Origin of the sequence: Methanosphaera cuniculi, assembly GCF_003149675.1 — an archaeon.
GTDB classification, from domain to species: Archaea; Methanobacteriota; Methanobacteria; order Methanobacteriales; family Methanobacteriaceae; genus Methanosphaera; species Methanosphaera cuniculi.
The window spans coordinates 41055-51709 of record NZ_LWMS01000001.1; the positions used below are offsets into that span (position 1 = coordinate 41055).

Below are 10655 nucleotides of genomic sequence, written 5' to 3' on the forward strand. Positions count from 1 at the left end.
ACAACTTGTATACTTTCTTTTCTTTTTTTTAATTCTTTTTTTTTAAATAAAAAAATACTTTTTATAAAACAAAAATTATCCTTATTTTTTTTATTGTTTAATAATTAACAAACTCTTAGGATCATAAAGTATATAAATAAAAAAGAACATAACATTAAATTAATACATAAATTATTATGAAATGATCTATATTTTATCAAAAAGATAAAAGGTAGATAACAAGTAATTTGAAGATTATTGGAAAGAAATTGTATTTACAAGGGAATATAACTATTCCCTGGTTATATTTCTTTGTATCTATAATTTTTATATTACTAAATGTTAGAGGACGTTCTCTAGATACAATATAATAAAAAGAAAATATTATTAATCTTTTTTTGAAAAATCTAGCAACCGGCTTGCTAACAACTAATAAATCATACTATTAAATAGAAATAGTTCTTGATTTATTAAATTATATTCACAAATATATATGTTTATAACATGGAGGATATATAATGGCAAAAGATAAAACACACATGAACTTAGCATTCATTGGTCACGTAGACCACGGAAAATCAACATTAGTAGGACACCTTTTATTACTAGAAGGAGCTATTGCTGAACAACAATTAGATGACGGAGAAGACAAATTCAGATTTGTAATGGACAAACTCGGAGAAGAAAGAGAAAGAGGAGTAACCATCGACCTCGCTCACGCAAAATTCGAAACACAAAAATACGAATACACAGTAGTAGATTGTCCAGGACACCGTGACTTTGTTAAAAACATGATTACCGGAGCATCACAAGCAGATGCAGCAGTACTCGTAGTAGCTGCAAACGACGGTATTATGCCACAAACAAAAGAACACATCTTCTTATCAAAAACCTTAGGAATCAACCAATTAATTATTGCAATTAACAAAATGGATGTAGTAGACTACTCAGAAGACAAATACAACGAACTCAAAGATGAAATCAGTAAACTCATCGCTTCAGTAGGATTCAAACCTTCAGAAGTACCATTCATACCAGTTTCCGCATTTGAAGGAGACAACATCACAGAAAAAAGCTCAAACACACCTTGGTACAAAGGAAACACCTTAGTACAAGAACTTGATGCTTTAGATGAACCTGATAAACCAGTAGACCTTCCATTAAGACTCCCTATTCAAGATGTATACTCAATTACAGGAGTAGGAACAGTACCTGTAGGAAGAGTAGAAACAGGAGTATTAAACACAGCAGAAAACATTGCATTTGAACCAGCTGGAGTAACCGGTGAAGTAAAATCAATAGAAATGCACCACGAAATTCTCGATAAAGCAGAACCTGGAGACAACGTTGGATTCAACGTAAGAGGTGTAGGTAAAAACGATGTTAAACGTGGAGACGTAGCTGGAACAACCAAAAACCCACCTACGGTTGCAAAAGAATTCAAAGCACAAATCGTTGTGCTACAACATCCTGGTGTAATCACAGTTGGATACACACCTGTATTCCACGCACACACAGCACAAATTGCATGTACATTCTTATCCTTAGATGTAAAACTTGACCCTGCAACAGGACAACCTAAAGAAGAAAACCCTGACTTCCTCAAAACAGGAGATGCAGCTTTAGTAACAATTAAACCAACAAAACCAATGGTAATTGAAAACATTAAAGAAATCCCTCACATGGGAAGATTCGCTATCCGTGATATGGGTCAAACCGTAGCAGCAGGTATGTGTATAGACATTACCGACAAAAAATAAGTAAAATAAATTTTTTTACTTATTAATTTCTTTTTTTTTTATTACGGAAAAAATTTAAAATTAATAAAATTAACTAAACTTTACATGTATCTTTTTTACATGTTATAAACTTCAAAAAAAGAAAAAAAGGGAAATATTTTTACACATTTTATATTTTGTGAATTTATTTTTTTTTAATAATTTATTTAGAGGTTTATACAAAAAAGTGTATTTAAGTTTAATCATTTTTTTTTTAAATTTCCATAGAAAAATAAGAGAATATTTTTAATAAGTAATTTTTTAATTTATTTTAAAGGAAAAGATTTTTTTTATTTAATGGGAGAATTATATAATGAATAAAGCTCGAATTAAATTAACCGGTACAGATCCTGAAAAGATTGCAGATGTATGTAATCAACTTAAAAGTATAGCTGAAAGAACTGGTGTAGATTTATCCGGTCCTATTCCATTACCAACAAGAAAACTTGTAGTACCTACAAGAAAAAGTCCTGATGGTGAAGGAAAAGCTACATGGGAAAAATGGGAACTAAGAATTCACAAACGTCTCGTTGGTATTGAAGCTGATGAACGTGCTATGAGACAAGTTATGAAAGTAAATGTTCCTGATAATGTAAGTATCGAAATTGAACTTAAATCCTAGTTATAATGATAAAGTATATAAAGAATGATAACTAGATATAATAATAGACTTTAATTAGTTCTATTATTAACTAATATTTTTTTTATTTGCCGAGATAGCCTAGCCAGGTAAGGCGCGGGACTTGAGATCCCGTGGACTTTGTCCTCATGGGTTCAAATCCCATTCTCGGCGCTAACTATTTTACTATAAAATTTTTTAACTATTTTTATTGAATTTAACTAATTTTTAGATAATAATTCTTTTAATAAGATGATATTTTTCTTTTTTTTTTGTAAAATATTTTATAAATTTCTTATTGTTTGTAAATATTTTAAAATTCTATTTTTTATCCAGACTATATCTTATAAAATAATTAAAAATACCATCAATATTTAAGCAGTTGAATTAAAAACTATATGATTAAAAAATATCTTTTGTTTATTATTTTAGTTAGTTTAGTTAAATCATCTAAATTTCATAATTAAGTGTATATCTATAAGTTTTTTTTTAAAATAAATAAATTTATTAAATAAACTGAATATTTTTGTTAAATTTTACTTTATAATTTAATACTCTAAAAAATTTAATTCTAATATAATTTAAGTAAAATAAGATATTATAATACTTAAACAACTAGTAAAAAAAAATAATCAAATAAAAAAAAAGCTAGTAGTGGTAAAAAAATAATCAAATAAAAAAAAATATAGGAGATGTAGATAATGGAAGAATATACACAATTATCAAATGGAGTTGAAATACCAAAACTTGGATTTGGAGTTTTCCAGATAACAGACTATGATGAATGTAAACAAGCAGTACTAGATGCACTAAGTAATGGAATACGTCTTATTGACACAGCAGAAGCATATTTTAATGAAAAAGCAGTAGGAGATGCAATTAAAGAATCAAAAATTCCACGTGAGGAAATATTTATAACAACTAAAATATGGATAACAGATTATGGGTATGAAAACACTAAAAAAGCATTTAAAGAATCATGTGAAAAATTAGGTACAGACTATATAGATTTATATCTAATACACCAAAACATTGGTGATGTCTATGGAACATGGCGTGCAATGGAAGAGTTATATGAAGAAGATAAAATTAAAGCAATAGGAATTTCAAACTTTACAAAAGCAAGATTATATGACTTCTGTGTACATAACAAAATAAAACCAATGGTACTACAAATAGAAGTAAATCCATTCTACCAACAAGATGATATAGTAGACTATTGTAAAGATATGGACATACAAGTTGAAGCATGGTCACCACTTGCTGAAGGTAGAAATAACATCTTCCAAAATCCAGTACTAACTGAAATTGGAGATAAATACAATAAATCAGTAGCACAAGTAATTATTCGCTGGTTAATTCAACGTGATATTATAGTATTTCCTAAATCTGTACATCCTGAAAGAATTAAAGAAAATGCTGATGTATTTGACTTTGAACTATCAGATGAAGATATGAAAAAAATTGCAACACTTGATACAGGAGTAGGTAGTGTGGATCTTGATAGTTATGATTTTATAAAAATGATTAACAGCTACACAGATTAAAAAATAAATATTTGAAAATTTTTTATGACCTCCATTTTAACCTTCTTTTTTTTTATTACTTTTTTGTTTTAAAATACCTAATTTGTAATACTTTTTAATATGTTGATATTACTTAAATTTTTATAGTTCTTTTTTTCATGTTTAATTGTTTATTTTTTGTTAGTTTGATTTTATATTATACTAATGCTTTGTTTTTTCTGAATTTTTATGTATTATGATGTTTTAAATTATTTTACTAATTTTTAATGGTTTATTTTTTTGTAATTATCATACTTTCTAAAGTAATTTTTATATATCTTAAAATTCAAATTAATTTTAATTAATACAATCTGTTTAATTTGTATTACTTTTTTGTTAGTTTATAAGCTAAAAGTATTAACATTAAATCTTTTTACTATCTAAATTACTTTTTTTAGTTTTTATAACTTAATAAAAAAAAATGAAATCAATTTTTGGAGAATTAAAATAAAATGCAGAAAAAAAATATAAAATATTTAATTATTGGATTAATTGCATTGATAATTATTATTATTGCAGCTGCATCAGTTTTAGGAAATTCCACAGATACTGATCCAACACATCTTGTTGTTGCATTCTCAGGACATGGTGGAGAACCTGAAGCAGGATTTAATCCTCTCACAGGATGGGGATGTGGGCATTTAAATTTTAATCCTTTAATTCAAAGTACACTTTTAACTTCAGATGAAAATGGAACTTTTAAAAACGACGTAGCAACAGGATATAATGTTAGTTCTGATGGACTTACATGGACTGTAGGAATAAGAGATGATATTAAGTTTTCAAATAATGAATCACTTAAAGCATCAGATGTAGCATTTACATTTAATGAAGCAAGAACAAGTAACTCAGAATTAGATATGAGTAACTTAGATCATGCAACAGCAATAAATGATACAACAGTAGAATTCAAACTTAAAGAACCACAATCAACTTTTGTATATAGTTTAAGATATATTGGAATTGTACCTGAAAAAGATTATAATAATGAAACATATGGAGAACATCCAATAGGATCAGGACCATACAAACTAGAACAATGGGATCGTGGACAACAAGCAATACTAGTAGCAAATGACAACTACTATGGAGAAAAACCATACTTCAAACAACTAACATTACTTTTCACAACAGAGAAAAATTCACTAGAATTTGTAAAATCAAACAAAGCTGATGTAGTAGAAGCATCATTCATGGATCTTAACTATAAAGCAGATGGATATAAATTTGTAGAACTTAAATCTCCAAGAGCACAAGGAGTATCACTACCATACATGAATGACACAGGAATAAAAACAGATCAAGGAAATCCAGTGGGAAACAATGTAACAGGAGATCCTGCAATACGAAAAGCATTAAATATAGGAATAAATCGTGAAGAAATAGTAAATACTGTATATCAAGGACATGCAAGCGTAGACTACACAGGAGTTGACAATCTCCCATATGCAAATCCTGAAGGAAAAATTAAAGATAATAACCCAGAAGAAGCAAAACAAATACTTACAAATGCAGGATGGGTAGATACAGATAATGACGGAATACGTGAAAAAGATGGAACAAAAGCATCATTTAAACTATATTATTCATCAGAGGATATGGCACGTCAATCACTAGCAACAGTTATAAAACAACAAGCAAGTGAACTTGGTATTGAAATAGAACTTGTAGGAACAGACTGGGATACAATATATCAAAATATGTACAGTCAAGGAGTATTAATGCAACAATCCTCACAAGATCCATATAAAACCATATACCAACAATACTACTCAAAAGATAACTTCACAGAAGATGACTATATGAATCCTAATGAATATAACAACAGTGAAGTTGATAGTATATTAACTCAAGCTATGCAAAGTACCAATATTAATGGTTCAAATGATCTTTGGAGACAAGCAGCATATATTAATGCAGAAAATGGTTTTGGACCTGCTGCTAATGCTCCATGGCTTTGGGTTGCAGATTATGATTACTGCTACTTTGTAAATGACGATATTGACATGGGAACACCACCTAGTATGGGACAGGATGTTCTTGAAAACATTTGTGAATGGAAACGAACAAACACTACAAACTAAAAATTTTAGATATCTTAGGAGATCTTAATTATGAATAGGAAAGTAACCCTTTTTATAAGAAATAAACTAATTCATTTTATTGTTTTAATGATTGCAGTTGCAATTTTTAGTTTTATACTAATAGACTTATCTCCTATTGACCCTGTTAATGTTTATCTTAAACAAGCAAGTGTTACAGCAGCACAACGTGCAATGCTTAATGAGTACTGGGGTGTTGGAGTACCCCTTACCACTAAGCTTTTCAACTGGCTTTCAATGATATTACAGGGAAATCTAGGAGTATCACTTATATATCGTATACCTGTAATTGATGTAATTGTTGATAAATTCATGGCATCTTTCATACTACTTGCATCATCTTGGCTAATTGGAGGTATTTTTTGGTTTTCTTCTTGGAATAGTTGCAGGAAAAAATAGAGATTCATGGATTGATCGAGCTGTAAAAACATATTGTTATATTCTTCAATCAGCACCTTCATTTTGGATAGGAATGCTACTTTTAATAGTATTTGCAGTATATCTAGGATGGTTTCCGGTGGGACTTGGAGTTCCTGTATCAACACTTAGTTCAAATGTCACAATATGGCAATGGATTTCAAGTATGATACTACCAACTATAACATTAAGTCTAGTAGGAGTTGCACCTATAGCATTATATACAAGAAATGAAGTTGTAAAATCTTTAAATTCAGATTATGTACTTTTTGCAAAAGCACGAGGAGAAAAAGGATGGGCTTTAATTGAAAGACAAACTCTTAGAAATGTACTTCTTCCTGCTATAACTTTACAATTTTTATCATTTAATGAATTATTTAGTGGAGCTGTACTTGTTGAACAAGTATTTTCATATCCTGGACTAGGACAAACTGCTGTACAAGCAGGACTTTCAAGCGATGTACCATTACTTCTTGCAATTGTACTAATAAGTGCCATATTTGTATTTGTTGGAAATCTTATAGCAGATATACTTTACTACTTTATAGATCCAAGAATTAAGGAGGATGCTAACTTTGAAAAATAAAGATAAAAAATATTTTACTTTATATAATGCAAATCTTCGAACAAAAACTATAGTTGTAATTTCTGTAGCATTAATCTTATTTCTCATAATTATACTAAGTAGTATATTTGTAGATAAAACAACAGCACTTGCAACAAACTTTACAAACATTAATCAACCCCCATCATTAGAATATCCTTTTGGAACAGATTGGATGGGACGTAACATGTTTACAAGAACTCTTCTTGGTCTTGGAATAAGTGTTGGTATTGGAGTATTAACATCAATACTTACAACTATAATTGCAATAATATTAGGTGTTGCATCAAGTTTAAATAATTTGATGGATGAAGCTGTAGCATTAGTAATTGATCTTTTTGGTTCAATTCCTCATATTCTTCTTATTATTCTTGTATCAATTTGTTTTGGAACAGGTATTTATGGAGTAATTATGGGTATTGGTTTAACTCACTGGACACCACTTGCACGTGTTTTAAGAGCTGAAATTAAGAAGATTAAAGCAACAGATTATGTAAAGTTATCAAAACAGTTAGGACATAGTAAATGGTGGATTGCAAAAAAACATATTATACCACTTGTAGTTTCCCAGGTAATTGTAGGTCTAATACTAGTTTTTCCACATGCTATTATGCATGAGGCAAGTATTTCATTTTTAGGATTTGGACTTTCACCACATGAACCTGCTATTGGTATTATTCTTGCTGAAGCTATGAATTACTTTTCACTTGGTTATTGGTGGCTTGCAGTATTTCCTGGTCTTTCATTACTTTTAATTGTATTAATCTTTGATTTAATTGGAGAAAATGTTCAAAAACTACTAGATCCACAATCAGTGGAAGGAAAATAAAAAAATATAGGATGGTTATGATAAATTATGAAACTTTTAGATGTAGAAAAACTTTCAATATCATTTACTCAATATTTAAAGGGTCTTCAACAAACAGAACTTCATGTAATTTCTGATCTTACAATGACTTTAAATGATCATGAAATTCTTGCTGTTTTAGGTTCAAGTGGGTCTGGTAAAAGTCTTCTTGCTGAGTCAATTCTTGGAATACTTCCAAATAATGCAAATACTAGTGGTAAAATTTTATATAAAGATGAATTATTAACACAACAACTTAAAGAAGAAATACGTGGAGATAAAATAAGTTTAATTCCTCAGTCTGTTAATTATCTAAATCCATTAATGAAGATAAAACAGCAAGCACTTGGATATATAGAAGATGAAGAAGCTTATAAACAAAAAGAGAAAAAACAACAAGAACTTTTTAGACGTTATGGTCTTAAACCTGAGGTTGATGAAATGTATCCTTTCCAACTTTCAGGTGGAATGGCACGAAAAGTTCTTCTTTCAACAGCTCTTTTAAATGATCCTGAAATTATTATTGCAGATGAACCTACACCAGGTCTTGATGAGAAGGCTGTAGATGAAGTTATTCATGATCTTATAGATCTTAAAAATCAAGGTGTGGGTATTATTCTTATTACTCATGATATTATAACAGCTTTAAGATGTAGTGATAAGATTGCAATACTTTATCTTGGATATGTTATTGAAATTACAGATACAAAAAACTTTACTGATGATGGATCTGAACTTTATCATCCATATACAAGAGCATTATATCAGGCACTTCCTAACACTGACTTTAAACTTACAGAAGGTCATCAACCATCATATAATGAAATTCCAAAAGGTTGTCCTTATAATATGAATTGTCCATATAAAACAGATAAGTGTGTGGAGAATTTACCTGAGCTTCGTGAGATTAATGGTCGTAGAGTCAGATGTTTTTATCCATTAGTTAATGATGATGAAAATATACAAGAAGGTGGGTGATTTTAATTGGATATTTTAAAGACAGAAAATATATCATATGGTTATAATAAAAACTCAAAGATAATTTCAAATATTAATTTTAGTATGGATAGTAGTCAGGTTATTGGATTATTTGGTGATAGTGGAGCTGGTAAGTCTACGTTTTGTAAGATTTTATCAAATTTTATTACAGATTATAGTGGATCTGTTTTGATTAATGATAGTATTATAGATTCAAAATTTAATCCTGTACAGCTTATATTTCAACATCCTGAAAAAGTTATGAATCCACACTGGAGTATGGATAAGATTTTAAGTGAGTCATGGAATCCTGATGATGATATTTTAGATGAATTTGGTATTAAAAAAGAATGGCTTAAACGTTATCCATCTGAGCTTTCTGGTGGTGAACTTCAACGTTTTAGTATTCTTCGTGCAATTAATCCTAAAACTCGTTTTATCATTGCTGATGAAATTACCACCATGCTTGATGCTGTAACTCAGGTTCAAATATGGTCATCTCTTCTTAATTATACTAAGAAGAATGATATTGGAGTTTTATGTGTGAGTCATGATATGGCTCTTCTTGAAAGGATTTGTGATGATATTTTATATTTTGATAAGTTAAATCAGATATAAGTAAAATATAATGATTTTTATTATGGAATTTAAAATTTAAACTCCTACTTTCTTATTTTTTTTTAATTTAAAAACTAGTTATTATTACTCTTTTTTCTTAATTTAAAAGTAGTTATTATTTTGTAAAAAAGAAAGAAGTTGGTGGTGGTGATGTATGTCTTTTTTTTCTATGAATTTATTTTTTCATTACCATCATGATGAACCAGATGATTACAAATACTGCTATTACGATTAATAGTATTCTTCTTTGTTTCATCATTGCTTTTTGTCGTGCTTGGTATTGTTCTTCACATTTATCTGAACAGAATGATTCATCCATTGGTATTGGTTTTCCACATATTGCACAATGTCTGTGTGCTTCAATTGCCATAATTTTACATCTCCCATTTATTATTTTACTAGTATTTTATTATACCTAGTTTTTTATGAGTGTTCCTATTGGTTTTTCTAGTGCTACTTTAACATTTTCAGGATCATTACCATTTAATATAACTGTCTTGATTGCTGAACGTTTAATTATTTCAATTGCTGTTTTGTCTATAAATTCATATGTTCCTGCTTTTGTTTCATTTGATGATACTATATTCATAAGTTCATCTGCTGTAACTTCTTTTATCATCTTAGCATCATCATACTTATTTGGATCTTTATCATATAATCCATCTACACTTGTTGCATTAATAACCATATCTGCATCCACATATTCTGCAAGTATACTTCCCACAGCATCTGTACTATGAGCAGGTTCTGTTCCACCCATTATAACAATTTTATTAGTAGATGAGTATTCAAGTGCTTGTTGGAAATTTGTTGGAATACCAGGATATGCTACATCTTTAAGTGCACATTGAAGTAGGCGTGCATTTATTCTGGTTACTTGTATTCCTATCTCATCACATATTGATTCAGATTCACCCATATCACGTACTACACTAATATAGTCACGTGCTGGTCTTCCTCCACCAACTACAATGAAAATTTCATGTTCTTTATTCATATCTTTAATAACTTCAGCATATGCTTCAAATTTTTTAGCATCATATTCTTTAAGAAGTATTGATCCACCAATTGTAATAACTATACGCATTAATACTCATTCTCCTAAAAATATATTCTCTTAAAATAAATATTTTATATTATATTAATAA

Annotated in this window: 9 protein-coding genes, 1 tRNA gene and 1 pseudogene; 9 read left to right on the forward strand and 2 right to left on the reverse strand. The window is 29.1% G+C overall.

What is annotated here, in order from left to right:
• Positions 1 to 497: 497 nt before the first annotated feature.
• The 9 genes and pseudogenes from tuf (at position 498) to MSCUN_RS00250 (ending at position 9507) form a co-directional block, all read left to right on the forward strand.
• Positions 498 to 1739 carry a translation elongation factor EF-1 subunit alpha gene (tuf, locus tag MSCUN_RS00210; RefSeq protein WP_095608805.1) on the forward strand — a complete coding sequence of 414 codons (1242 nt, stop codon included), beginning with the start codon at positions 498 to 500 and terminating at the stop codon, positions 1737 to 1739.
• A gap of 331 nt (positions 1740 to 2070) precedes the next feature.
• A complete protein-coding gene (gene rpsJ, locus MSCUN_RS00215; protein ID WP_095608806.1) occupies positions 2071 to 2379 on the forward strand; it encodes a 30S ribosomal protein S10 in 309 nt (102 codons plus the stop codon).
• Positions 2380 to 2467: 88 nt separating this feature from the next.
• Positions 2468 to 2550: transfer RNA gene (locus MSCUN_RS00220), tRNA-Ser, on the forward strand.
• 527 nt (positions 2551 to 3077) lie between these two features.
• Positions 3078 to 3923: an aldo/keto reductase gene (locus MSCUN_RS00225; RefSeq protein ID WP_095608807.1), complete on the forward strand. Its 846-nt coding sequence runs from the start codon at positions 3078 to 3080 to the stop codon at positions 3921 to 3923.
• A gap of 470 nt (positions 3924 to 4393) precedes the next feature.
• The gene (locus MSCUN_RS00230; protein ID WP_095608808.1) at positions 4394 to 6025 is read left to right on the forward strand and encodes an ABC transporter substrate-binding protein; all 1632 of its coding nucleotides are present in this window, start codon (positions 4394 to 4396) and stop codon (positions 6023 to 6025) included.
• A gap of 30 nt (positions 6026 to 6055) precedes the next feature.
• Positions 6056 to 7046: pseudogene (locus MSCUN_RS00235) on the forward strand (ABC transporter permease).
• Positions 7036 to 7893 carry an ABC transporter permease gene (locus MSCUN_RS00240; RefSeq protein ID WP_095608809.1) on the forward strand — a complete coding sequence of 286 codons (858 nt, stop codon included), beginning with the start codon at positions 7036 to 7038 and terminating at the stop codon, positions 7891 to 7893. The pseudogene MSCUN_RS00235 and the gene MSCUN_RS00240 overlap by 11 nt, the downstream one beginning before the upstream one ends.
• A gap of 24 nt (positions 7894 to 7917) precedes the next feature.
• Positions 7918 to 8889, forward strand: coding sequence for an oligopeptide/dipeptide ABC transporter ATP-binding protein (locus MSCUN_RS00245; protein WP_095608810.1), 972 nt, complete (start codon positions 7918 to 7920; stop codon positions 8887 to 8889).
• A gap of 6 nt (positions 8890 to 8895) precedes the next feature.
• Positions 8896 to 9507 (forward strand): ABC transporter ATP-binding protein, encoded by a 612-nt coding sequence (locus MSCUN_RS00250; protein WP_095608811.1) that lies wholly within the window; start codon positions 8896 to 8898, stop codon positions 9505 to 9507.
• A 175-nt stretch (positions 9508 to 9682) separates the two neighbouring features.
• Here the strand turns inward: MSCUN_RS00250 and MSCUN_RS00255 are convergent, their stop codons facing one another.
• Together MSCUN_RS00255 and pyrH are read right to left on the reverse strand one after the other, a co-directional pair.
• Positions 9683 to 9877: a DUF2116 family Zn-ribbon domain-containing protein gene (locus tag MSCUN_RS00255; protein WP_095608812.1), complete on the reverse strand. Its 195-nt coding sequence runs from the start codon at positions 9875 to 9877 to the stop codon at positions 9683 to 9685.
• Positions 9878 to 9922: 45 nt separating this feature from the next.
• Positions 9923 to 10594 (reverse strand): UMP kinase, encoded by a 672-nt coding sequence (gene pyrH / locus MSCUN_RS00260; protein ID WP_095608813.1) that lies wholly within the window; start codon positions 10592 to 10594, stop codon positions 9923 to 9925.
• Between the last annotated feature and the right edge of the window lie 61 nt (positions 10595 to 10655).